Here is a 24,372-nt window from a genome sequence, read left to right on the forward strand (position 1 = left end):
ATGATACAAATAGCACCATCAATTTTAGCAGCAAACTTTGCAAAACTAGGAGAAGAAGTTAAAGACGTAGAACGAGCAGGTGCAAAGCTTATTCATATCGACGTGATGGACGGTCATTTTGTACCGAATATTTCATTTGGCTCAATTGTGTTGGATGCCATTCGTCCTTTAACTGATTTACCGTTAGATGTTCATCTAATGATTGAAAACCCAGATCAATATATTGAACAATTTGCTAAAGCGGGAGCAGACTATATTACAGTGCATGTAGAAGCTTGTCGCCATTTACATCGTACAATTCAATTGATTCGTTCTTATGGAGTAAAGCCAGGTGTGGTTTTAAATCCACATACACCAATTGAATCTATACAACACATTTTAGAGGATATTGATATGGTGTTATTTATGACAGTGAATCCTGGATTCGGTGGTCAAAAGTTCATTCATTCTGTTGTGCCAAAAATTGAAGCGTTATCAACAATTATTAAAGAGCGTAACCTAGACGTTGTGATTGAAATCGATGGTGGTATTAATGCGGAAACGATTGTTCCTTGTGCAAAAGCAGGAGCAACAATTTTTGTGGCAGGCTCAGCGATATACAGCAAAGAAGACCGCACAGCGGCACTGCAAGAGATTTTAGCTGCTGGTGAGGCTGCGATTAAAGGATGACCACTGTTGTCGTTTGTGCGGGCGGTCCGAAAGAGGAGCTTTGTTCCTTTGAGCCGTATAATAAGCGAAATGATGTCATATTTATCGGTGCTGACCGGGGATCGTTGTATTTAATTGAGCAAGGAATTAAACCACATGCCATTGTTGGTGATTTTGACTCATTATCACAAGAGGAATATCAATATGTTATGGAGCATGCAAATGATGCTCAGCGTTTCCGAGAAGAAAAGAATGAAACGGATACGGATTTAGCGCTATTAAAGGCATTATCCTATGCCCCTAGCGATATTGTGTTAACAGGTGTTACAGGTGGTCGTTTAGATCACTATGAGGCAGCTGTTCGTTCCATATATCGTTTACAAATAGAACATCCCCAACTTGTGTTGAAAATTATTAATCATGCTAATATGTTGCAGTTTTTGGTGCCAGGCACTCACACAATTCAAGCGGATGATCGCTATCGCTATTTGTCTTTTTTTGCGCATGAGCAACCCATTCTAGGGGTTACATTAAGACATGTTAAATATGAAACGACGAATGAAGAAATTTCATTAGGTTCAAGTCGATTTACAAGTAATGAAATAATAGGCACTTTAGGGTCTATATCCTTTACGCAAGGCATATGTTTAATGATAAGAAGCATAGATTAGCGTAAGGGGGAGAGAGTCCTGAAAGTATATACGTTCCAATTGCCGAAAGTTGTTAGTAGCATTACGCGTACGTGTATTAACCTATTTAAAAAAGATAAGAAAGAAGCTAAAAAATCCGACTGATGCCAGTCGGATTTTTTTCATAGTTATATAAAGGCGGTTGGTAGTCTGCCTTAAATAATGAAAGAAAAAAATCGATTTACGCTATATGCGAAATCGATTTTTTAGAAGCGGCTATTAAACGCGCTCGATTTTACCTGATTTTAAAGCACGAGTAGAAACCCATACACGTTTTGGTGTACCGTTAACTAGGATACGAACTTTTTGAAGGTTAGCGCCCCAAGTACGTTTACTAGCGTTCATAGCGTGGGAACGGTTGTTACCAGTACGAGCTTTACGTCCAGTGATTACACATTGTTTTGGCATGTTGTATTCCCTCCTTACAGTTGATGCTGAAAGATTATTATTTCAGTTCGGTATTTCACATACCATAATAATTTAACATACGAAGTCATTCAGTGCAACAGTTTTCACATAACCTTTCAAGAAAAAAACCTTTACAGACAAAAATCTGCTATGAAAAAAACACTGTACAATGGTCACTAGATTCATTGTACAGTGTATATTTAATAAATTACTTCCCACGGTAGCCAAGCTTCGTTGAAACACGTTTTCCTGTTTCTTTTAGGCTTTCTATTAGGAAGTTGATATGTTCGTCGCTGACGTTAAAGCTAACAAAGCCTATACTAACAGCACCTATAATTTCTCCGAACCCATTAAAAACAGCTACAGCGACTGAGGAAGTACCAGCCGTTCGTTCACCGTGGCTTATAGCATAGCCTTGTGACCGTATTTGATCTAATTGTTCTTCTAAATCAGCCATTTCTTCGATAGGGACTAGTTGATTTATAATTTCCTTAGCTTGTACAGTAGGTATTGAGGCTAGCAATGCTTTATTGGCTGCGCCTATATGCATTGGGATGCGAATACCGAGTTGATCATAAATTCGAATCGGATTGGCTGCACTATCAATCCTTTCGATAATAATAGTATCTAACCCCGCTGGCTTGCTTAAATAAACACTTTCCTCAACTTCTCTTGCTAGGCGCTCTAATTCAGGTCTAATTTTGCTAATATAATCCATCGTATCATACACTTGTAAGCCTAATTCCATCCATATCGTTCCAAGGCGGTAGTGTTTCGTTTGCTCGTCTTGTTCAATCATTCCTTGTGCAATCATCGCTTTTAAAATTCTATGTAATGTACTTAGTGGTAAATCGCATTTGGTGGATAGCTCTGAAATAGACAAACTGCCTTCTGCTGCTTCTGAAGCTAACACTTTAGCAATTGTCATTGCTCTTTCTAATAACTGCATTTTGTCCCACCTCCTCTAATCATATTGTATTTTTATTCTCTGTTTACGTCTAGTTCATTCCGAATGAGTAAGCATTTTTAAAATTGTTTAATATTAAAATTTTTCTAAATATATTGACAGTATAACATAAAACGCATATATTTTTTATATAAACTTTCCTCTTAACGGAAACGTTTTCCACTACACGGAAAAGGGGTGAAAGGTATGCATTATTGTTCATCCATGTATGCACCTTTAAAACACGTAATTGTCAAACATCCAAAAGAAGCTTTTAAAAGCCAAGAGCATCTTACGGATGAATGGAAAACTTTCAACTATTTATCGGAACCTAACTATAATGAGGCTCTTACAGAATATGCTGAATTTATAGCAATTCTAGAGAAGTATGTTGAACAAATTGATTATTTACCAGCTTCAGATGATGTAGGGTTAGATTCCCTTTATGCGCATGATCCTGTTAAATTCACGCCACATGGTGCGATCATTTTGAAATCTGGAAAGAAGTTGAGACAAGCTGAAGCAACTGTATACAAAGAATTTTTACAAAGCAAAGGCATTTCTATCATGGGGGAATTGTCTGGCGATGCTGTTTCAGATGGTGGGGATATTGTTTGGCTTGATGACCGTACACTTGCTGTTGGCCGAGGATATCGCACAAATGATGAAGCCATTCGTCAAATTAAGGAAATGACGGCGGATGTTGTCGATGAATTTATCGTTGTACAGCTTCCTCATGATTTAGGTGAAGCGGAATGCTTACATCTAATGTCCTTTATTAGTATGGTGGACAAGGATTTGGCAGTAGTACATTCTCGTTTAATGCCCGTATTTTTCCGTCAGCTTCTTATTGAACGAGGGATTCAGTTAGTTGAAGTACCTAAAAATGAATATGACACGCTAGGCTGTAATGTCTTGGCACTTGCACCGAGAGTATGTGTTATTCCTGAAGGTAACCCATCTACAAAACAGCAGTTATTGGATGCAGGCGCTACAGTTTATGAATATAAAGGTGAAGAAATCACAGTAAAAGGAACAGGTGGACCAACATGTCTAACTTGTCCAGTAATCAGAGGATAAAAAAGGAGACGAATAAAAATGTTTAAAAATGTCATCGTGAAAAATCCAGGTAACAGCTTTGTAAACGGTTTAACAACGAGTGATCTAGGAAAACCTATTTTAGAAAAGTTATTTGAGCAGCACGTACAGTATATAGAAGCTTTAAGAAAATGTGGCGTAGAGGTTACACAACTAGCGGCAGATGAAGCTTTCCCTGATGCTACTTTTGTAGAAGATACAGCAGTACTAACTTCTGAGTTTGCTATTATATCAAATCCAGGAGCGGAAGCACGTAATCGCGAAATTGAAGATATCGAACCAGCAGTTAAAAAATTCTATGACAAACTATATTACATCGAAGCACCAGGTACACTTGATGGTGGTGATGTTTTACAAGCAGAAAAGAAATTTTATGTAGGTATTTCTGATCGTACAAACGAAGAAGGAGCACGTCAATTTAAAGAAATTGTTGAAAAAGAGGGCTATGAAGCTACGATTATTCCATTAAAAGAATTCTTCCATTTAAAAACGGGAATTGCTTACGTTGGACAAAATCGTATGGTCGTTGCTGGAGAGTTTATCGATCACCCTGCTTTTGCATCATATGAAAAAATTGTTATTCCACAAGAAGATGAGTATTCAGCGAACTGCATTCAAGTAAATGACTATGTCATTATTCCAGCTGGCTACCCTGACACAAATCGTAAATTAAATGACTTAGGCTATAAAACGATTGAACTTGAAATGTCTGAGTTTAGAAAACATGACGGCGGCTTAAGCTGCTTATCCCTTCGTTTTTAATTAAATGTATATAGGCCCAATCAATTTGTAGGGGAAAAATTGATTGGGTGTTTTAGTCCTCTAAATAACTGAATATTTAATAATTTGACAACATATGGAAATGGGGAAACACTTTGAGCAAAGGGGAACAACAGCATAATAATGTATTGAAACGCTCTATGAAGAGTCGACATTTATTGATGCTATCACTTGGTGGAGTGATTGGGACAGGGCTATTTTTAAATGTAGGTTATACAATCAATCAAGCAGGCCCTGGTGGAGCATTAATTGGCTATTTGTTTGGAGGCTTTATTTTATATATGGTTATGAACTGTCTTGGAGAATTGGCAGTGTACATGCCAGTAACAGGCTCTTTCCAAACATATGCAACACGTTTTATAAGCCCATCAGCAGGTTTTTCTTTAGGATGGATGTACTTTGTCGGATCTGCCGCCACCGCAGGGGTGGAGTTTACCGCAGCGGGGATATTAATGCAACATTGGTTCCCGAATGTACCTATTTGGATTTGGTGTGCGGTCTTCATGGTGCTTTTGTTTACATTAAATGCCTTAACAACGAAAGGTTTTGCAGAGGCAGAGTTCTGGTTTGCAAGCATTAAGGTAGTTGCCGTTATTGCCTTTATTATTATTGGTGCGGCTGCAATATTTGGCTGGATTCCTCTGGCAGATCGTCCAGCACCACATTTAACAAATTTAGCACCGACAGGATTATTCCCTGCGGGTATTACAATTATTTTTGTAACAATGATGAATGTTATATTCTCTTATCAAGGCTCCGAGCTAGTAGGTATTGCTGCTGGTGAAACAGAAAATCCAGAAAAGAACATTCCAAGGGCAATACGTACAATCCTTTTTAGAATTATTGTATTTTATATAGCTTCAATTATTGTATTGTCTGCGATTTTCCCATCATCTGAGCTTGGGCTTCTTGAAAGTCCTTTCGTAACATTGATGAAAATTGCTGGTGTACCTTATGCAGCCGGCATTATGAATTTTGTTATTTTGACAGCGATATTATCTGTAGGTAACTCATGTCTTTATGCTTCAACACGATTACTATGGTCGATGTCAAAAGAGGGAATGGCTCCAAAGTACTTTGGACGTTTAACAAAAAATAAAGTGCCATTAAATGCGCTTATTTTCACTATGTTATTTTCACTTTTATCTTTGCTAACAAGTGTGATGGAAGCCGACGCGGTATTTGTATTGCTTATGTCCATTGCGGGAATTGCGGTGACAATTTCTTGGATGGGTATTGCAATGTCCCAATTAATGTTCCGTTACCGTTATGTTAAAGGGGGAGGCAATGTGGCAGATTTGAAATTTAAAACACCACTATATCCTTTAATACCACTATTTTGTATTGTTTTTTGTATAGTCATTCTCGTATTTTTAGCATTTGATCCAACACAACGAATCGGCTTATTATACGGTATAGGGTTCTTTATTGCTTGTATGCTATTTTATAAGCTGAAATTGAGTAAAGTAAGTACAGTTTCTTCAGATATTGATGAGACAGCGAAAATAAATTCATAATGAAATGCTCCTGATATAGGAAAAGCATTTATCGAATAAAGGAGATTTTAAAGATGAGCAAATATTTATGGAATACATCGGAAAACCTTCGGGCATTATTATGTGAAATAGTAAGTTGGGAAAGCAGAACATTAACACCAGGTGAAAATGAATTTGCCTATAAATTAAGAGATACACTGCAAACGCTTACTTATTTTCAAGACAACCCTAACTATATAGAATTACATGACGCAGGACTAGGCCGCCATGCGCTAACAGCGTTGTACAAGCATCCAACGGCAACGGAAACAGTAGTGCTGATTAGTCACTTTGATACCGTTCATACGGAGGAATATGGAGAGCTTGAGCCATTTGCTTGTCGTCCAGAAGAATTAACGAGCAAGCTGATGGAGCCAAAATATAAAAAAGATTTACCAGAAGCCGCAAGAATTGATTTAGAATCAGGCAATTATTTGTTTGGTCGTGGAACGATGGATATGAAAATGGGGCTTGCTTTGCATATGCAATTGATTGAGAAAGCTAGTATCGAACAATGGCCAATCAATCTTATTTTAACAGCAGTACCAGATGAAGAAGTAAACTCGGCTGGTATGCGTGCAGCAGTAGTTGAGCTAGTAAGACTTCGTGAACAATATGGTTTAACATATAAGTTATTTTTAAATAGTGAGCCTTCGTTCTCGCAAGGACCTTCTGATATAAATGAATATATTTATTCAGGCACGATAGGAAAAATTATGCCTGCTGCTTTATTTTATGGGAAAGAGACACATGTAGGTGAACCGTTAAAAGGCATGACAGCAAACTATATTGCGTCTTATATGACGCAGCATATGGAGTGGAATCCTGTGTTCAGTGAAACGGATTTAGGCGAAAGTACACCATTGCCAGTATCCTTACAATTAAAAGATTTAAAAATGGAGTATTCGACACAAACGCCATATCGTGCAGCAGCGCTCTACAATGTATTTTTGTTGAAGCGGACAGCAACAGAGGTGATGGAAATCTTTGAACAAGTCGCTTTGGAGGCGATGGCTGCTTGTAACACGCAATACAATAAAATTTGTGAGCGTGAAAAAGTACAAGGTGTTGGTGAAGTAAGAGTACTTCGTTACGAAACAGTTTTAGAGCATGCTATTAATAAACTTGGCGCTGAAGAAGTGAAGCACATTAAAAAACAAGTTCTAGAAAATACATCGTGGGATGACCGTGAGAAATCGATTCGTATTGTAGATCAATTAATGATTCGTTGTCAGGAGCTAACACCAGCAACAGTGCTGTTGTATGCACCACCATATTATCCTGCAATTAATTCATCAGAGCATCCGTTAGTGAAGCAATCAATTGAATTAATGAAGAAAACAGCTAAAACCTTTGATATTGAAGTTGAGCAAATTCACTATTTCAATGGCATTTGTGATTTAAGTTATGTCAATTATACAGATGACTCAAATGGCTGGACTGCATTCGAGCGAAACACGCCTGTTTATGGTGATACGTATAGTATTCCATTTGAAGCGATGGCTGATTTGAAAGGCCCAGTGCTAAATGTTGGCCCTTTCGGCAAAGACGCACATCAAAAGACGGAACGGTTACATGTTGATAGCGCATTTAAAGAAATGCCTGTTATGATTGAAACACTTATTAAAAGCTTATATTGATAATTTTATAGAATAAGTATATTTTACAAATCGCTCACCTTACGCAGAACAAAGTGAAATATGTGGTGAGGTGCCAGGCACTCAAACAATTTTCATGCTAATCATGTATTTTATGTCTAACCAAATAAAAATCCACGTGGACGCCTGTGGGAAACCACGCAATGTAAGTCGCAACAAACCGCGCGTAGCGAGGGTTGCGGCTTACGTCGTGCCCGCGGAAAGCGATGTAGGTTTTTACGATTTAGGAGCCGATAATATGCTAGGTACCTATGTGGAGTGCCAGGCACTTAAACAATTAAAGCCTGAAGCTGATGTTTAAAACATCAGCTTTTTTATGTGCGGAAAGGAAGTTTGATTTATAAAAATGAAAATAGGTTTTGTCAGTATAACTTCAGGCAAAGCTATTACTAGTTCGATAAAGATTTGTTCGCAATAAATAGCGTAGACTGTGAAGATTGGAATGAAACGCTAAAAACGTTGACACTAGGCGCTTTCAAGGGAACTTAGGTTGCTTAATGTATACCCAAAGTGGTACAATATAATTTAGTCAAAAAGAGCCAAGGGGGCATTTCTATGTCAATTGAATTAAATAACGAATTCGGCCAAATTGATATTTCAACTGATGTACTTGCACAGATTGCTGGTGGCGCTGCTATAGAATGCTACGGTATTGTTGGCATGGCATCAAAACATCAGATTCGTGATGGTCTAACTGATATTTTACGTAAAGAGAACTTTGCAAAAGGTGTTGTAATTCGACAACAAGAAGAAGATTTACATATTGATATGTATATTATTGTTAGTTACGGGACTAAAATTTCGGAAGTTGCTTATCAAGTACAATCGAAAGTGAAATATACAGTAGATAAAACATTAGGTATGAGCGTAAAATCTGTCAATATCTTTGTGCAGGGCGTTCGTGTAGCGAATGAGTAAGAGGAGGAACAAAATCGAATGCGGTCTTTAGACGGATTAAAATTTGCTGAAATGGTACAAATGGGTGCCCATCACCTATATCAAAATGCAAATTATGTAGATTCTTTAAATGTATTTCCAGTACCAGATGGGGATACAGGGACAAACATGAACTTATCGATGACATCTGGTGCCAAAGAAACAGAATTACAAGCATCAGAACATATTGGGAAAACGGCGCAAGCTTTATCAAAAGGATTACTAATGGGCGCTCGTGGGAATTCCGGTGTTATCTTATCACAACTTTTCCGTGGTTTTGGAAAATTTGTAGAAAAAGATACAACGATTGATGCAAAAGCTTTCGCTGGTGCATTCCAAGCTGGTGTAGATACAGCTTATAAAGCGGTGATGAAGCCAGTTGAAGGAACAATCTTAACGGTTGCGCGTGAAGCGGCAAAAAAAGGCGTTGAAGTTGCTGAAAGTGAAAACGATATCATCGCTGTGATGGAAGCATTTACTGAAGAAGCAAAGGCTTCGCTACAGCGTACACCTGACCTTTTACCTGTCTTAAAAGAAGTAGGCGTTGTGGATAGTGGCGGTCAAGGATTGCTATTTGTCTATGAAGGTTTTTTAGCTTCTTTAAAGGGTGAGCCTTTACCGAAAAAAAATGATGCAACATTAGACGATTTAATTAATGCAGAACATCACAGAGCACAAGATTTTATGAATACTGCGGATATTGAATTTGGTTATTGTACTGAAATTATGGTTCGTTTGGAAGAAGGAAAAGAGCCATTTAGCGAGGAGCAATTCCGCAATGAATTAAATCCATTAGGTGATTCTTTACTTGTTATTTCTGATGAAGAAATTGCTAAAGTGCATATTCATTCAGAGCAACCGGGCGCAGTTTTAGCGATGGGTCAAAAATACGGTAGCCTTATAAAAATAAAAGTTGATAATATGCGTGAGCAACATTCGGCTATTGTTGGTGAAGATCACAAAGCATCAACTCCAGCGAAAAAAGCGGAAAAGCACCCTTATGCCATTGTAACGATTGCGATGGGAGAAGGTGTAGCTGGCTTATTACGTTCAATCGGTGCTTCTTATGTGATTGAAGGCGGACAAACGATGAATCCTTCAACTGAAGACATTGTTAAAGCTGTTCAGGAAATTGGCGCAGAAAAAGTGCTCATTTTACCAAACAACAAAAATATAGTAATGGCAGCTGAACAAGCTGTAGAGCTATTGGATATTGAAGCGGCAGTTGTAGCGACAAAAACTATTCCTCAAGGGATGGCTGCCATTCTGTCATTCAATCCAGAAGCGACGGTTAAGACGAACCAAGCAACGATGACAGAAGCATTTGCACATGTAAAAACAGGTCAAGTAACTTATGCGGTGCGTGATACGTCTATTGATGGCGTAGAAATTCATAAAGACGATTTTATGGCACTTGCTGAAGGAAAAATTGTACTGTCTACACCAGCATTAAAAGATGCTGCTGAGAAAGTAATTACAGATTTAGTAGATGCGAATACTGAAATCGTTACGGTTATTTATGGAGAAGATACTTCTGAAGAAAATGCCTGTGAATTAATCCAATTTATCGAAGAGAACTACCCAGATGTAGAAGTGGAGTTATTTAACGGTAAACAAGGATTATATCCATATATTATTTCGGTAGAATAATATATGGTTACTGAGTAAACGAGTAGGCGAAGCAGTGCACAAGTTGTGTACTGCTTTTGTTTATGGTAAAAGGAATACAACATGTAGGGAATAACGCGAAATGAACAAAATAGATAGTTTTATGTATTTCTACAGAGGACATATATTTTGAAAATACTGGGATATCAACTTGTTGGAAAGAGTGTATTTATAGAGTGGACAAAAAAGAAATAATATAAATACGCTATAAATTATAGTCGTGTTAATTTTCTGAAAGTTGAAAAATGTAGTGCTTTACTTTTATAGTAACTATCAAGCATGATATAACTAAATGTAAAATTATTATACGAATAGAATAGAGGGGTGCTTGTATGAAGTTTACATCAGTTTTTGATATTATTGGACCCGTTATGATTGGTCCATCTTCTTCTCATACAGCAGGTGCAGCGCGTATTGGACGTGTAGCAAGAGATTTATTTGGCAGACAACCGAAATGGGTGAAAATTCATCTCTATGGATCATTTGCTGAAACGTATAGAGGGCATGGGACAGATGTAGCAATAATTGGTGGTTTATTAGATTTTGATACATTTGATGAACGTATTAAAACGGCTTTTGAACATGCGGAAAAGGCCGGATTAGAATATGAGTTTATTCCGGAAACTGCGAATACAGAGCATCCGAACACAGCTAGACTAGTGTTCGGTGATGATGAAGGAGAAATGTCTATTGTCGGCATTTCAATTGGAGGCGGAAAAATTGAAGTGAGCGAGGTCAATGGCTTCAAACTTCGTTTAACAGGTGGGATGCCAGCCATTCTTGTTGTTCACGATGATCGTGCTGGCTGTATTGCAAATGTCGCGAATTGCTTAGCGATGCACAATGTCAATATTGGGCATATGGAAGTTTCACGTATTGAACGTGGTTTAACGGCGCTAATGGTCATTGAGATTGATCAAAATATTGAGGAAAAAGTACTTCAACAAATTTCATTAATACCACATATTACGAAAGTGTCGAGAATTAATAACTAGGGGGTGTCTCTATGGAAGTGTTATTTCATAATGTACGTGAACTTGTAGAACGTGCAGAACAGGAAGAAAAGCTAATTTCTGAACTAATGATTGAGCAGGAAATGTTAATAAGCGGACGCACGCGAGAAGAAATTATGCAACAGATGGACCAAAACTTAACAGTGATGGAAGAAGCGGTAGAACGAGGCTTACAAGGAGTACAGTCTGTAACAGGCTTAACGGGTGGAGACGCCGTTCTACTTCAAAATTATATTGCACAAGGAAAATCGCTATCAGGCGATTTATTATTAGACGCTGTTAGTAAAGCGGTTGCGACGAATGAAGTGAACGCTGCAATGGGTACAATTTGTGCAACGCCTACAGCGGGTTCAGCGGGAGTTGTGCCAGGTACTTTATTTGCCGTGAAAAATAAGCTAAATCCAACGCGTGAACAGATGCTTCGCTATTTATTTACTTCAGGTGCATTTGGCTTTGTTGTAGCAAATAATGCTTCCATTTCAGGTGCTGCTGGCGGCTGTCAGGCTGAAGTCGGTTCAGCTGCTGGGATGGCTGCGGCAGCAATCGTGGAGATGGCAGGTGGAACGCCACAGCAATGTTCAGAAGCATTCGCTATTACATTAAAAAATATGCTTGGCCTTGTTTGTGATCCAGTAGCTGGATTAGTTGAGGTGCCTTGTGTTAAGCGTAATGCAATGGGGGCAGCGAATTCTCTTGTTGCAGCAGATATGGCGCTAGCAGGTGTAACGAGTCGTATTCCGTGCGATGAAGTCATTGGTGCGATGTATCGCATTGGTCAGTCGATGAGCCCGAACTTGAAAGAAACAGCACGTGGTGGCTTAGCTGCGACGCCAACAGGAAAAGCAATCAGCAATGCTATTCTTAATAATGGTGATTTACAAAGTATACTAAAAGCAGGTATGACAGTAGAGTAAAGCATGAATAAGTGGCTGGGCAAAAAAGAAAAAGTGTTAGATTGACTACAATCAATCTAACACTTTTTTGCTATGCATTATTAAGAAGAACATAGATTTTCTTTCTTTTGCAATAGATGAAATTTAGCGGAATTTTCAACACAATGAGTGTGCGTCGACATTTCATAGTTACTGTGATGACACGAAATAAATTTTTTATGATAAAGTTGACAAGAGAAGTGCTGTATATAGGCAATATAAAATGCTAACAATCTATGAAAGAGAACAAGGATTTAAATAGAAGGGAGGTAGGCTCCTTTTATTAACAAAAGTTTAAATTTGTACACAGCGACAAATACAGTATTCGAATTGGCGTTATTCAAAGGGGCTGAAGTGAAAGGTGACTGAATTAACCAGTCCTGTCTCCGAATTAAAAGGAGTTGGGAAAGAAACCGCAGCACACTTAGAAACATTAGGTATTGAAACGATAAATGATTTTTTGTGGACATTTCCGCATCGACATGAGGATTTTCGCTTAAAGGACTTGGCACAAACACCTCATAATGAACGTGTTACTGTTGAATGTAAAGTAGAGCGTGAGCCGACTGTTTTGTTTTTAGGGCGCAATAAATCTCGCTTGCAGGTGACAGTGCTCGCTGGCCGTCATTTAGTAAAGGTAGTATTTTTCAATCAAAACTATTTAAAGCAAAAGCTTGTACCAGGTACTATTGTGACTGTTACGGGGAAATGGGATAGAGGCAGACAAGTGATTAACGGAACAACAGTCTCATTTGGCCCGAAAATAGACCAAGTAGACTTTGAACCTGTTTATAGTCTCAAAGGTTTGATACCGCAAAAACGTTTTCGCAAATATATGCGGCAAGTGTTAGATGATTTTGGTGGAGAGCTACCAGATGCGATTCCACAACATTTGCAGGATGCCTACAAGCTTGTCTCGATTCGTGATGGCCTTGAAGGTATTCATTTTCCACTAGATGCTGAACACGCTAAACAAGCAAGAAGGCGATTTGCTTATGAGGAATTATTAAACTTTCAGCTTCGGATTCAAGCGTTGCGAAAAATTCGTAAGGATAATGAACGTGGGACAATTATACAATTTGACTTGCAAAAGGTACGTGCATTTATCGCTTCTTTACCTTACGAATTAACAGGAGCACAAAAGCGAGTAGTCAATGAAATTTGCAAGGATTTAAAAGAACCACATCGTATGAATCGTTTACTACAAGGGGATGTTGGTTCAGGGAAAACAGTAGTTGCCGCAATTTGTTTATATGCCGCTGTGACGGCCGGATTTCAAGGAGCGCTAATGGCACCAACTGAAATTTTAGCTGAGCAACATGCTGAAAACTTATTAGAATGGTTTGAGCCATTTGGTGTACGTGTAGCGTTATTATCGGGCTCAACGAAAACAAAGGAGCGACGTCTATTATTAGCTGCACTTGCGGATGGGGAAATAGATATTGTGATAGGAACGCATGCACTCATACAGCCAGATGTAATATTTAATAGACTAGGGTTTGTGATAACAGACGAACAGCATCGTTTTGGCGTAGAACAACGGAGGATTTTACGTGATAAAGGGGAAAATCCTGATGTGCTCTTTATGACCGCAACGCCTATTCCGCGAACACTTTCGATTACAGCCTTTGGCGAAATGGACGTTTCATTGATTGATGAAATGCCAGCGGGGCGCAAAGAAATTGAAACTCATTGGATGAAAAAAGAACAGCTTGGTTCTGTACTTTCCAAATTAGAGCTAGAGCTTCAAGCAGGTAGACAGGCATATGCTATTTGTCCGTTAATTGAAGAATCCGATAAATTGGATGTCCAAAATGCAGTGGAAATTTATGAGCAGCTCGCCTCGTATTTTAATGGTCGCTATAAAGTTGGCTTAATGCATGGCCGCCTACCAGCGGATGAAAAAGATGCTGTGATGCGTGATTTTAGTGAAGGTGATATACAAGTATTAGTATCTACGACAGTTGTTGAAGTCGGAGTAAATGTGCCAAATGCAACGTTTATGGTTGTATACGATGCAGAACGTTTTGGTTTAGCGCAGCTACATCAGCTTCGCGGTCGTGTAGGGCGGGGTGAACATCAATCCTACTGTGTATTAATCGCTGATCCAAAATCTGATGAAGGTAAAGAGCGAATGCAATCTATGACTGAAACAAATGATGGTTTCCGACTTGCAGAAAAAGATTTGGAGCTTCGTGGACCAGGTGATTTCTTTGGACGTAAGCAAAGTGGCTTACCTGACTTTAAAGTTGCAGATTTAGTACATGACTATAGAACGCTTGAGACAGCGCGAAAAGATGCTACTGAAATGATTGAAACAGAGGCATTTTGGCATGATGAAACGTATCAATATTTACGTGAGATGCTTGAAAAGTCTGGTGTTCTACAAGGTGATCGATTTGATTAGTGAAATTTAATGTTGTACTACAAGGAATGCGAGTGCTTGTTTTTGAAAACAAGTCTTGCATTCTTTTTTTATACTCTATATACTGATATTAGTACCAAGTGCTAATAACAACTCAAAAGGTGGCGAATGACGTTGAGACGAACGAAAAAAGAGCGACAGCGATTATTATCTGAAACGATTGCGGAAAATCCATTCGTCACAGATGAACAACTAGCATCGGAGTTTCAGGTAAGTGTTCAAACAATTCGTTTAGATCGTATGGAATTAGCAATTCCAGAATTGCGTGAACGAATTAAAGATGTGGCTTCGAAAACATATGAAAATGAAGTGAAATCCTTACCGATTGATGAAGTAATCGGTGAAATTATTGATATAGAACTAGATAATCGAGCATTATCTATATTTGATGTAAAAGAAGAGCATGTTTTTCAGCGCAATGGCATCGCGCGTGGACATCATTTATTTGCACAGGCAAACTCATTAGCTGTAGCGGTTATTGATGATGAGCTGGCCTTAACAGTGCACTCCAATATTACATTTGTGAAACCTGTAAGAGCCGGAAATCGTGTTATAACTAAGGCGGTCGTTGTTGGAAGAGATGATGAACGCCATCGTACGAAAGTAGAGATTATATCTACTGTGAACGGTGAAACTGTTTTTGTTGGTGAATTTGATATGTACCGCACGAAAGGTAAAGGTGAATAATAATGAAATTAGCACTTGATGGAATGGGTGGCGACAATGCACCGAAATCAGTAGTGGAAGGTGCATTATTAGCATTAGAACAAATTCCGAACTTGGAAATTCAATTATATGGACAGCAAGAAAAGCTTGACCCATTTTTAAAAATGCACGATCGCTTAACGGTTATCCACTGTGAAGAAGTGGTCGAAGGGACAGATGATCCTGCACGTGCTGTACGACGTAAAAAGGATTCATCAATGGCAAAAATGATGGATGCGGTGGAAGAAGGAACAGCTGATGCATGTCTTTCAGCCGGCAATACAGGCGCATTAATGGCAGGTGGTTTGTTTAAGGTAGGCCGTATAGAAGGAATTGCACGACCAGCTTTAGCAACGACATTGCCGACGCTTGATGGTAAAGGCTTTTTAATGCTAGACCTAGGGGCAAATGCTGACGCACGACCAGAGCATTTACTGCAATATGCGATTATGGGTGATATTTACGCTAAAAAAGTAGGCGGTCTACAAAAGCCACGTATTGGACTGTTAAATATCGGAACAGAAGATAAAAAAGGAAATGACTTAACAAAGGCAGCTTTTGAATTACTAAAAGAAGCGGACTTGAATTTTGTCGGCAATGTCGAGGCGCGTGATTTACTCGATGGTGTTGCTGATGTTGTTGTAACAGATGGATTTACAGGCAATATGGTGCTGAAGTCGATAGAAGGAACAGCGGGGGCATTGTTTACAATGTTAAAAGAGGCCTTTATGTCTTCTACAAAAACAAAAATTTCAGCAGTACTTATGAAAAGTAATTTACGTGACTTAAAAAATAAAATGGACTACACAGAGTATGGCGGTGCAGGTTTGTTTGGTTTACAAGCGCCTGTTATTAAAGCACATGGATCATCGAATGCAAAAGCAATCTTCAGTGCAATACGTCAGGCAAATACGATGGTAGAGCATACAGTTATTTCAACGATAACAGATACAGTACGTCACTTAGAAATTGACTAACAAAGGGGATTAATAAGAAATGACGAAAATCGCATTTATATTTCCAGGCCAAGGCTCTCAAGCGGTTGGTATGGGCCAAGAATTTGTAAGCAACTCGCAAGAAAGTAAAGCCTTTTACGAAAATGCGGACAAGACACTTGGATTTGACTTGTCTAAATTAATGCTAGAGGGACCTGCTGAAGAGTTAACGCTAACATATCATGCACAGCCAGCGTTATTAACGACAGGCGTTATGGTCGCTGAGAAATTACGTGCTGCAGGCATTACACCGAATTATGCAGCTGGTCACTCACTTGGAGAATATGGTGCATTAGTTATCGCAGGCGTGTTATCGTTTGAAGATGCTGTCGCTATAGTGCATAAACGTGGTTTATTTATGAACGAAGCAGTGCCAGCAGGGCAAGGTGCAATGGCTGCTATTCTTGGAATGGAGCTTGATGCATTGCGTGAAGTGACTGAAAAAGTAACAGCTGATGGCGATGTAGTACAAGTGGCAAACGTTAACTGTCCGGGGCAAATTGTAATTTCTGGTACAAAAGAAGGCGTTGAAAAAGCCTCTGTCGCTGCAAAAGAAGCGGGTGCTAAACGTGCCATTCCATTAGTAGTGAGTGGACCTTTCCATTCAGAATTAATGCGCCCTTCATCGAGCAAATTACAGGCAACATTAGCAGATATTACATTATCAGCACCGCAAATTCCGGTTATCGGCAACGTTAAAGCAAAAGAATTGCTAGATGTGCCAGCTATTCAACAAGAATTAGTAGAACAGGTTTATAGCGCTGTACAATGGGAAGCATCAGTTCGTGAAATGATTGCGCAAGGCGTGGATGTTTTCATCGAGTGTGGACCTGGTAAAGTATTAAGTGGCTTAGTAAAGAAAATAGATCGTTCAGTGGCAACGTATTGTGTTTATGATGAAGCTTCATTAGAAGCAGTATTAGAAGCGTCGAAGGAGTGGTCAATCAATGCGTAAATTAGAAGGTAAAGTTGCAGTTGTAACAGGTGCTTCACGAGGAATCGGACGTGCGATTGCGTTAAAGCTTGCGGATGAAGGTGCAAAGGTTATCGTAAACTATAGTGGCTCACAAGCTAAAGCCGAAGAGGTTGTTGCAGCAATACAAGCAAACGGTGGCGAAGCGCTTGCTGTACAGGCGAGTGTTTCAAAAACAGAAGAAGTATCTGCTTTGATGGGTGCAGCAGTCAAAACATTTGGTTCACTTGATATTTTAGTTAATAATGCAGGTATTACACGCGATAATTTATTAATGCGAATGAAGGAAGACGAATGGGACGATGTTCTCAATACAAACTTAAAAGGTGTATTCCTTTGTACAAAAGCTGTAACTCGTCAAATGATGAAGCAACGTGCAGGACGTATTATCAATATTTCTTCTATCGTTGGTGTAGCAGGCAATGCTGGGCAAGCTAACTATGTAGCGGCAAAAGCGGGTGTAATTGGCTTAACAAAAACAACTGCCAAGGAACTTGCATCACGAAATATTTTAGTTAATGCGATTGCACCAGGCTTTATTGAAACAGAGATGACTGAACAGCTTCCACAAGATTTAAAACAAGGTATGCTAACACAAATTCCACTTGCTAAACTAGGGCAGCCTGAGGATATTGCGAAAGCTGTTGTGTTTTTAGCTTCAGATGATGCTAACTATATGACAGGCCAAACGCTACATATTGACGGCGGCATGGTGATGTAATATTATGCTATAGCATAAATATAAATTTTTTGTATAATCATTTGAGGGGAGGTGAAAGTTTTGACTACAGTATTAGAACGCGTAACAAAAGTAATCGTGGACCGTTTAGGTGTTGAAGAAAGTGAAGTAACATTAGAAGCTTCTTTCCGTGATGATTTAGGTGCTGACTCATTAGACGTTGTTGAGCTTGTTATGGAGCTTGAAGACGAATTCGATATGGAAATTTCTGATGAAGATGCTGAAAAAATCTCAACAGTAGGTTCTGCTATTTCATACATCGAAGGTAAAATTAACTAATCGCCTCTGGCAGATGTTACAGATTTCGACCGCAGCCTTTTGAGGTTGCATATTAAAAATCTGATTTCATTGTAATACTTACATCAAAGCATAATCGCAAAAGCATTTTATGCTTTGATGTATTTTAAAGGTACGAAATGGTTCGTTTTTCGAACGATTTGCGTGCCTTTTTTTATTTTTGTTAAAAAATTACGTTAAAACTTCCAAAACATTGTATTTCAGCCGAAATACTTTTGCATAAATGCCTTGAAAAAGGTACACTAAGACGGTAGAAACTATTAGGAAGGCAGATTGTTCAATGGCTATGAGAAGAAAAGGAACTATGCAGAAATCAGGCGTACTTCCTGAAAAGGTACGCAATCAATTCGAGCTGTTACAGCATGAATTAAATATCACATTTATTAATAAAAATTTATTGTATCAAGCATTCACGCATTCATCTTATGTGAATGAGCATCGCCGTAAATTGTTTACGGATAATGAGCGTCTCGAATTTTTAGGCGACGCAGTACTTGAACTATCTGTTTCTAAATACCTTTTTGAGAAATACCCGCATATGAGCGAGGGCGAATTAACAAAACTGCGCGCATCAATTGTTTGTGAGCCATCACTTGTTATTTTTGCAAATGAATTAGGCTTTGGTCGCTTTGTATTGCTTGGAAAAGGTGAGGAATTAACAGGAGGACGGGAACGCCCAGCGCTACTTGCAGATGTATTTGAATCATTTGTGGGTGCTCTTTATTTAGATCAGGATTTGCAAACGGTCGTGACGTTTTTAGAACGAATCGTGTTCCCAAAAGTAGAAGTCGGTGCTTTTTCGCATGTGATGGATTTTAAAAGCCAGTTACAAGAAATGGTACAGCAAACAAACAACGGTCTTCTTCATTATGAGATTATCGATGAAAAGGGCCCAGCGCATAACCGTACCTTTGTATCGAGCGTGCTATTAAATGGACAAGAGCTTGGAATCGGTAGAGGAAAATCGAAAAAAGAAGCTGAACAACAAGCAGCACAATGCGCTATGCGTATGATGCGTGAGCATTCTGCTAAAGAGGAGGCTTAATAGATGTTCCTAAAACGACTCGAAGTGATTGGCTTTAAATCTTTTGCGGAGCGCATTGGTATTGATTTTGTACCAGGAGTTACAGCTGTTGTTGGACCAAATGGCAGTGGGAAAAGTAATGTAACTGATGCTATTCGTTGGGTACTCGGGGAACAATCGGCAAAGTCGTTGCGTGGGGCAAAAATGGAAGATGTTATTTTTGCTGGGAGTGACTCTCGAAAGCCACTAAACTTTGCAGAGGTAACATTAATTTTAGATAATACTGATGAGCAGCTTGCTTTTTCGTATACAGAGGTAAGCGTAACAAGACGCGTATACCGTTCAGGTGATAGTGAATATTTATTAAATAACCAGCAGTGTCGCCTGAAGGATATTACGGACTTGTTTATGGACTCAGGACTTGGGAAAGAGGCTTTTTCAATTATTTCGCAAGGCCGTGTCGATGAAATTTTAAATAGCCGCCCTGACGACCGCCGCTCAATATTTGAAGAGGCGGCTGGTGTATTAAAATACAAGCTTCGAAAGAAAAAAGCTGAGCATAAACTTGTAGAAACAGATGAAAACTTATACCGTGTTTTAGATATTCTGCATGAGTTAGATAGCCGTTTGGAGCCTTTGCAAATACAAGCTTCTAGCGCAAGAGATTATGTGCAAATGTCCACGGAGCTTAAGGATTTTGATATTGCGATTCTTGTGCACGATTTAAAAAATTGTGCACAATCTTTGCATGCATTGAAAGAAGAATATACGCAACTATCTGAAACAGAGCAAAAACATGCTAGTAATATTCAAGCTTTAGAAACACAATCTACAGCAATTCGTAAACATTTAAAAGAGCTTGATGTAGAACTGGATGCTGCTCAATCGGAGCTTGTTGATGCAACAATGGAAATGGAGCGTTGGGATGGCCGTAAAGCTTTAATGGCTGAAAAGCGTCAAAATGCAACGAACCAATTACAACAGTTAAATGCATCATTACAAGAAGCGAAAAATGAAGTAGAGGACCTAACGGCACAAGAGCTTGAGAAAAAACAGTTGTTTACTGAAAAGCAACAAGAAGTTTTAACTTTAAAGCAAATTATTAAGCAATTAGAGCAATCATTAAATCGTTCTGTTATAGAGATCGAACAAGAAATTGAAGAGCATAAAAACCGTTATATCGATTCGTTAAATGAAGAAGCAACAGTAAAAAATGAATTGAAAAATATCGATCAACAACTATCGCAACAAAAAGCGATGGCTGCGCGAATGACCGACCAAACGGATGAAATTGGGCAAGAGCTTAATGAAGTTGTGACTGAGAAAGAGTCGCTTGTTGGCACATATACTGCAACAACGACTGAACTGCAACAAAAGCTAGAGCAATATGAAGCATTGCAAATTCAATTTAAAAAAGTGAATAGTTCCTTTAACGATAAGCAGGAAATGCTATACAAGGCTTATCAACATCAGCAACAATTAAAAGCTAGAAAAGACACGTTAGCAGAATTAGAAGCAGACTTCTCAGGCTTCTTCCACGGAGTTAAGGAAGTATTATTGGCCCGTGACAAAGGTGAATTATTCGGCATTGAAGGCGCTGTTGCAGAATTAATTCAGGTTAACGGTAAATATTCACAAGCGATTGAAACAGCTTTAGGTGCTGCATCACAGCATATTGTGACGTCGAATGAACAGAATGCTCAACAGGCAATCAAGTGGTTAAAACAAAAAAGAGCAGGTCGAGCGACATTTTTACCGAAAACGGTCATGAAATCACGCAAAATTAATTTATCATCGATACAGCTTGCTACTGAGCATCCAGCATTCGTACAAATGGCAGATGCACTTGTGACGTTCGATGAAGATAATCGCTCCATTGTAGAAAATTTACTTGGCAATGTAATCGTGGCAGCGAATTTAGAAGGTGCTAGCCAAATTGCGCGCTTATGTGGTTTCCGCTATCGTGTAGTAACGCTCGAAGGAGATATTGTCAATGCTGGGGGTTCTTTAACGGGTGGTGCTGCAAAACAACAGTCTTCACTATTTACGAGAAAAGCCGAGCTAGATGGTCTAATTGCCAAACTAGAAGCGCTAGAAACAACCATTTATAGTGCAGAACAGTCTGTAGCAACAGAAAAGGAAACATTGTCATCATTGCGTGACGCAGTGGAACAATTAAAACTAGAAGGCGATCAGCTACGAAAAGAAGAGATGCAACAGGCAAGTCGTATTCGGGAATTAGAAGTTGTTGAAAAAAGCTTGTCAGCACGAGTGTCATATGCTTCCAATGAAACGCAGGATGTGAAGACACGTGAAGAAGCACTGCTTGCTCAAAAGGAAGCAGCAACGACGCGTTTAGCAGCTCTTGCAATAGAATTAGTAGCGATTAATGAAACGGTAGAGCAGCTAGGTAAAGTTAAATTACAAAGTGAAACGGAAAAGGATGTTCTTCGTGAGCAGACTGCTGAAAAACGTTCACAATTAGCGGTTATGCAGGAGCAAATGTCACAAGTACAAATTGCAACGGCAGAACTTGCTCTACAATTAAACAAAGCTCGACAAAAAGTCGACAATATTTCTCAGGAAATAATATGGCTTCAATCTGATGAATCGACAAAACTGTTGAGTGATGAAGAAGTTGAGGAGCAAGTTACTACTTGGAAAGCTAGAAGAGAAACGTTACAAGTTACAATTTCACAGAAAAAAGATAAAAAAGCAGCCCAACAACTAGAGCTAACAACGTTAGAAGAGCAGCTAAAGGAATTGCAACGTATACATAAAGGCTTCATTGAAGCAATACGTGCGAATGAATTAAAGCGAAGCCGCGTAGAATTTGAGATGAATAATTATAATAATCAGCTCGAAGAAAACTATCAACTAACGTTTGAAGAAGCAATGGAAGTATCCTTATCAATTGAAGATGAAGAGCATATGCGACGTCGTGTCAAGCTATTGAAAAAATCCATTGAAGAATTAGGTCCTGTGAATTTAAGTGCAATTGATGAATTTGAGCGTGTCCAAGAGCGTCATTCTTTTTTAACAGAGCAGCGTGAGGATTTACTTGCAGCGCAAGATACTTTACACGAAGCGATTAAAGAAATGGATGAAGAAATGACACTGCGCTTTAGTGAGACGTTTTTTGCCATTCGTGAGCAATTCAAACATGTATTCCGCGAATTATTTGGTGGGGGTCAAGCGGATTTAGTATTACTAGATCCAGACAATATGCTTGAAACAGGCATTGAAATTGTTGCACAACCACCTGGTAAAAAGCTGCAAAATTTAAGTTTGCTTTCTGGTGGGGAACGTGCACTTACTGCGATTGCTTTACTATTCTCCATTTTAAATATTAGACCTGTGCCGTTCTGTATTCTCGATGAAGTAGAAGCGGCATTAGATGAGGCAAATGTTGTTCGATATAGCGAATACTTGAAGAAGTTTAGTCGCAATACCCAATTTATTGTCATTACACATCGTAAAGGTACAATGGAGGGAGCTGACGTACTGTATGGTATTACGATGCAGGAATCAGGTGTATCAAAACTTGTATCAGTAAAATTAGAAGATGAACCCGTACTTGCGGAGCAAAGGAGCGAACAAGCATGAGTTTTTTTAAACGTTTAAAAGATAAGTTGATTGGAAATCCAACAGAAGAAGAAAAAGTAGAAACTATAGGTGACGAACAGTCAGCCGATTTACAGCTTGAAGACACAGCGGAGCCTGCCCTGCTTGAAACAACTAACGTAGAAGTAGAAGTAGAAGTAGAAGAAAAGGTAGAGGAATCACCAAGTGAGGACATTACTGTTATAGAGACTTCCGATATAGCCGAGGAAGAAAAACCAGAAGAAGTATTGGAAATGGCCGTTGTAGAGCAAGAGGCACCAGAAAAAAAACCTTCTGCTTGGTCCATTACACAAAAGTTTAAAGCTGGTCTTGAAAAAACACGAAATTCATTTACTTCAAAGGTCAATGATTTAGTTGCACGTTACCGCAAAGTAGACGAAGATTTCTTTGAAGAACTAGAAGATTTATTATTACAAGCAGACGTTGGCTTTGAAACAGTGATGGAGCTTATGGATAAACTACGCTACGAGGTTCAGCGTAAAAATATTAAAGATACTAACGGTATCCAAGCAATTATTTCTGAAAAACTTGTAGAAATTTATGAGCAAGGTGAAGAAGATTTAATTGACCTAAACATGCAACCTAATGGTGAGCTAACTGTTATTTTATTTGTTGGCGTAAACGGTGTTGGGAAAACAACAACAATTGGCAAATTGGCACGTCGTTTAAAATCGGAAGGTAAAACGGTTGTATTAGCAGCTGGGGATACGTTCCGTGCAGGTGCGATTGATCAATTACAAGTTTGGGGAGACCGTGTAGGTTGTGAAGTTATTAAGCAGTCGGAAGGCTCGGATCCAGCAGCGGTCATGTATGATGCGATACGTGCCGCCAAAAACCGTAAAGCGGACGTATTGATTTGTGATACTGCTGGTCGCTTACAAAACAAAGTGAACTTAATGAATGAGCTTGAAAAAGTACATCGTGTTATTTCGCGGGAAATACCAAATGCACCTCATGAGGTATTGTTAGCACTAGATGCGACTACTGGTCAAAATGCGCTTGTGCAGGCTCAAACGTTTAAAGAAGTAACAAACGTAACAGGTATTGTCTTGACGAAACTTGATGGTACTGCAAAGGGTGGTATTGTGCTAGCCATTCGAAATAAATTGCACATTCCTGTGAAATTCGTTGGTCTTGGTGAAAAGATGGACGATTTACAGCCATTTGATGCAGAACGTTATGTATATGGCTTGTTTGCAGAAGGTTTAGATAAAGAGCTACAAAATAGCGAAGAGTAACGATAGTTATTTTGTAGTGGATAGAACGAGTGCTCGACTGT

General features: G+C 39.0%; 22 protein-coding genes. 20 read left to right on the plus strand and 2 right to left on the minus strand.

Features of this window, described 5'->3' with window-relative positions; all coding sequences use genetic code 11:
• Genes rpe through spoVM form a run of 3 tightly spaced genes read left to right on the plus strand, consistent with a single transcriptional unit; the run spans position 1 to position 1,442 of the window.
• The gene (gene rpe / locus ACIQXJ_RS01580; RefSeq protein ID WP_403048896.1) at positions 1 to 669 is read left to right on the plus strand and encodes a ribulose-phosphate 3-epimerase; all 669 of its coding nucleotides are present in this window, start codon (positions 1 to 3) and stop codon (positions 667 to 669) included.
• Positions 666 to 1,319, plus strand: a complete 654-nt coding sequence (locus ACIQXJ_RS01585; RefSeq protein WP_403048898.1) for a thiamine diphosphokinase — start codon at positions 666 to 668, stop codon at positions 1,317 to 1,319. Before rpe ends, ACIQXJ_RS01585 begins: the two co-directional genes overlap by 4 nt.
• An 18-nt stretch (positions 1,320 to 1,337) precedes the next feature.
• Positions 1,338 to 1,442 (plus strand): stage V sporulation protein SpoVM, encoded by a 105-nt coding sequence (spoVM, locus tag ACIQXJ_RS01590; protein ID WP_401020558.1) that lies wholly within the window; start codon positions 1,338 to 1,340, stop codon positions 1,440 to 1,442.
• Positions 1,443 to 1,556: 114 nt separating this feature from the next.
• On the opposite strand, the gene rpmB is transcribed toward spoVM, so the two are convergent.
• Positions 1,557 to 1,745, minus strand: a complete 189-nt coding sequence (gene rpmB, locus ACIQXJ_RS01595) for a 50S ribosomal protein L28 (RefSeq protein WP_340825892.1) — start codon at positions 1,743 to 1,745, stop codon at positions 1,557 to 1,559.
• A 208-nt stretch (positions 1,746 to 1,953) separates the two neighbouring features.
• A complete protein-coding gene (locus ACIQXJ_RS01600; RefSeq protein WP_401009504.1) occupies positions 1,954 to 2,694 on the minus strand; it encodes an IclR family transcriptional regulator in 741 nt (246 codons plus the stop codon).
• Between the two features lie 204 nt (positions 2,695 to 2,898).
• Between ACIQXJ_RS01600 and ACIQXJ_RS01605 the strand changes: the two genes are divergently transcribed.
• The 17 genes from ACIQXJ_RS01605 to ftsY all read left to right on the plus strand — a co-directional run bounded on the left by ACIQXJ_RS01605 (position 2,899) and on the right by ftsY (position 24,331).
• Positions 2,899 to 3,771 carry a dimethylarginine dimethylaminohydrolase family protein gene (locus ACIQXJ_RS01605; protein ID WP_403048901.1) on the plus strand — a complete coding sequence of 291 codons (873 nt, stop codon included), beginning with the start codon at positions 2,899 to 2,901 and terminating at the stop codon, positions 3,769 to 3,771.
• A gap of 18 nt (positions 3,772 to 3,789) precedes the next feature.
• Positions 3,790 to 4,551, plus strand: coding sequence for a dimethylarginine dimethylaminohydrolase family protein (locus ACIQXJ_RS01610; protein WP_403048904.1), 762 nt, complete (start codon positions 3,790 to 3,792; stop codon positions 4,549 to 4,551).
• Positions 4,552 to 4,709: 158 nt separating this feature from the next.
• Positions 4,710 to 6,086, plus strand: coding sequence for an amino acid permease (locus ACIQXJ_RS01615; protein ID WP_403054795.1), 1,377 nt, complete (start codon positions 4,710 to 4,712; stop codon positions 6,084 to 6,086).
• A 53-nt stretch (positions 6,087 to 6,139) separates the two neighbouring features.
• Positions 6,140 to 7,744 carry a M20/M25/M40 family metallo-hydrolase gene (locus tag ACIQXJ_RS01620; protein WP_403048907.1) on the plus strand — a complete coding sequence of 535 codons (1,605 nt, stop codon included), beginning with the start codon at positions 6,140 to 6,142 and terminating at the stop codon, positions 7,742 to 7,744.
• 573 nt (positions 7,745 to 8,317) lie between these two features.
• The gene (locus tag ACIQXJ_RS01625; protein WP_024362072.1) at positions 8,318 to 8,680 is read left to right on the plus strand and encodes an Asp23/Gls24 family envelope stress response protein; all 363 of its coding nucleotides are present in this window, start codon (positions 8,318 to 8,320) and stop codon (positions 8,678 to 8,680) included.
• 18 nt (positions 8,681 to 8,698) lie between these two features.
• The gene (locus ACIQXJ_RS01630; protein ID WP_403048910.1) at positions 8,699 to 10,348 is read left to right on the plus strand and encodes a DAK2 domain-containing protein; all 1,650 of its coding nucleotides are present in this window, start codon (positions 8,699 to 8,701) and stop codon (positions 10,346 to 10,348) included.
• 350 nt (positions 10,349 to 10,698) lie between these two features.
• Positions 10,699 to 11,361: an L-serine ammonia-lyase, iron-sulfur-dependent subunit beta gene (gene sdaAB, locus ACIQXJ_RS01635; protein ID WP_173477792.1), complete on the plus strand. Its 663-nt coding sequence runs from the start codon at positions 10,699 to 10,701 to the stop codon at positions 11,359 to 11,361.
• 11 nt (positions 11,362 to 11,372) lie between these two features.
• Positions 11,373 to 12,293: an L-serine ammonia-lyase, iron-sulfur-dependent, subunit alpha gene (gene sdaAA, locus ACIQXJ_RS01640; RefSeq protein ID WP_403048913.1), complete on the plus strand. Its 921-nt coding sequence runs from the start codon at positions 11,373 to 11,375 to the stop codon at positions 12,291 to 12,293.
• A 379-nt stretch (positions 12,294 to 12,672) separates the two neighbouring features.
• Entirely contained in the window at positions 12,673 to 14,718 is a 2,046-nt protein-coding gene (gene recG / locus ACIQXJ_RS01645) for an ATP-dependent DNA helicase RecG (protein WP_403048916.1), read from the plus strand.
• 132 nt (positions 14,719 to 14,850) lie between these two features.
• The gene (gene fapR / locus ACIQXJ_RS01650; RefSeq protein WP_340825879.1) at positions 14,851 to 15,423 is read left to right on the plus strand and encodes a transcription factor FapR; all 573 of its coding nucleotides are present in this window, start codon (positions 14,851 to 14,853) and stop codon (positions 15,421 to 15,423) included.
• Positions 15,424 to 15,425: 2 nt separating this feature from the next.
• The gene (plsX, locus tag ACIQXJ_RS01655; protein ID WP_403048919.1) at positions 15,426 to 16,418 is read left to right on the plus strand and encodes a phosphate acyltransferase PlsX; all 993 of its coding nucleotides are present in this window, start codon (positions 15,426 to 15,428) and stop codon (positions 16,416 to 16,418) included.
• A 19-nt stretch (positions 16,419 to 16,437) separates the two neighbouring features.
• Positions 16,438 to 17,391: an ACP S-malonyltransferase gene (gene fabD / locus ACIQXJ_RS01660; protein ID WP_403048922.1), complete on the plus strand. Its 954-nt coding sequence runs from the start codon at positions 16,438 to 16,440 to the stop codon at positions 17,389 to 17,391.
• The gene (fabG, locus tag ACIQXJ_RS01665; RefSeq protein ID WP_403048925.1) at positions 17,384 to 18,130 is read left to right on the plus strand and encodes a 3-oxoacyl-[acyl-carrier-protein] reductase; all 747 of its coding nucleotides are present in this window, start codon (positions 17,384 to 17,386) and stop codon (positions 18,128 to 18,130) included. The genes fabD and fabG overlap by 8 nt, the downstream gene beginning before the upstream one ends.
• 60 nt (positions 18,131 to 18,190) lie before the next feature.
• The gene (gene acpP, locus ACIQXJ_RS01670) at positions 18,191 to 18,427 is read left to right on the plus strand and encodes an acyl carrier protein (RefSeq protein WP_024362063.1); all 237 of its coding nucleotides are present in this window, start codon (positions 18,191 to 18,193) and stop codon (positions 18,425 to 18,427) included.
• A 298-nt stretch (positions 18,428 to 18,725) separates the two neighbouring features.
• Positions 18,726 to 19,490: a ribonuclease III gene (gene rnc / locus ACIQXJ_RS01675; protein ID WP_401009494.1), complete on the plus strand. Its 765-nt coding sequence runs from the start codon at positions 18,726 to 18,728 to the stop codon at positions 19,488 to 19,490.
• A gap of 3 nt (positions 19,491 to 19,493) precedes the next feature.
• Positions 19,494 to 23,075 carry a chromosome segregation protein SMC gene (smc, locus tag ACIQXJ_RS01680; protein ID WP_403048928.1) on the plus strand — a complete coding sequence of 1,194 codons (3,582 nt, stop codon included), beginning with the start codon at positions 19,494 to 19,496 and terminating at the stop codon, positions 23,073 to 23,075.
• Positions 23,072 to 24,331 (plus strand): signal recognition particle-docking protein FtsY, encoded by a 1,260-nt coding sequence (gene ftsY / locus ACIQXJ_RS01685; protein WP_403048931.1) that lies wholly within the window; start codon positions 23,072 to 23,074, stop codon positions 24,329 to 24,331. Before smc ends, ftsY begins: the two co-directional genes overlap by 4 nt.
• Positions 24,332 to 24,372 lie beyond the last annotated feature (41 nt).

Source organism: Lysinibacillus sp. NPDC097868 (genome assembly GCF_044761135.1).
GTDB lineage: Bacteria > Bacillota > Bacilli > Bacillales_A > Planococcaceae > Lysinibacillus.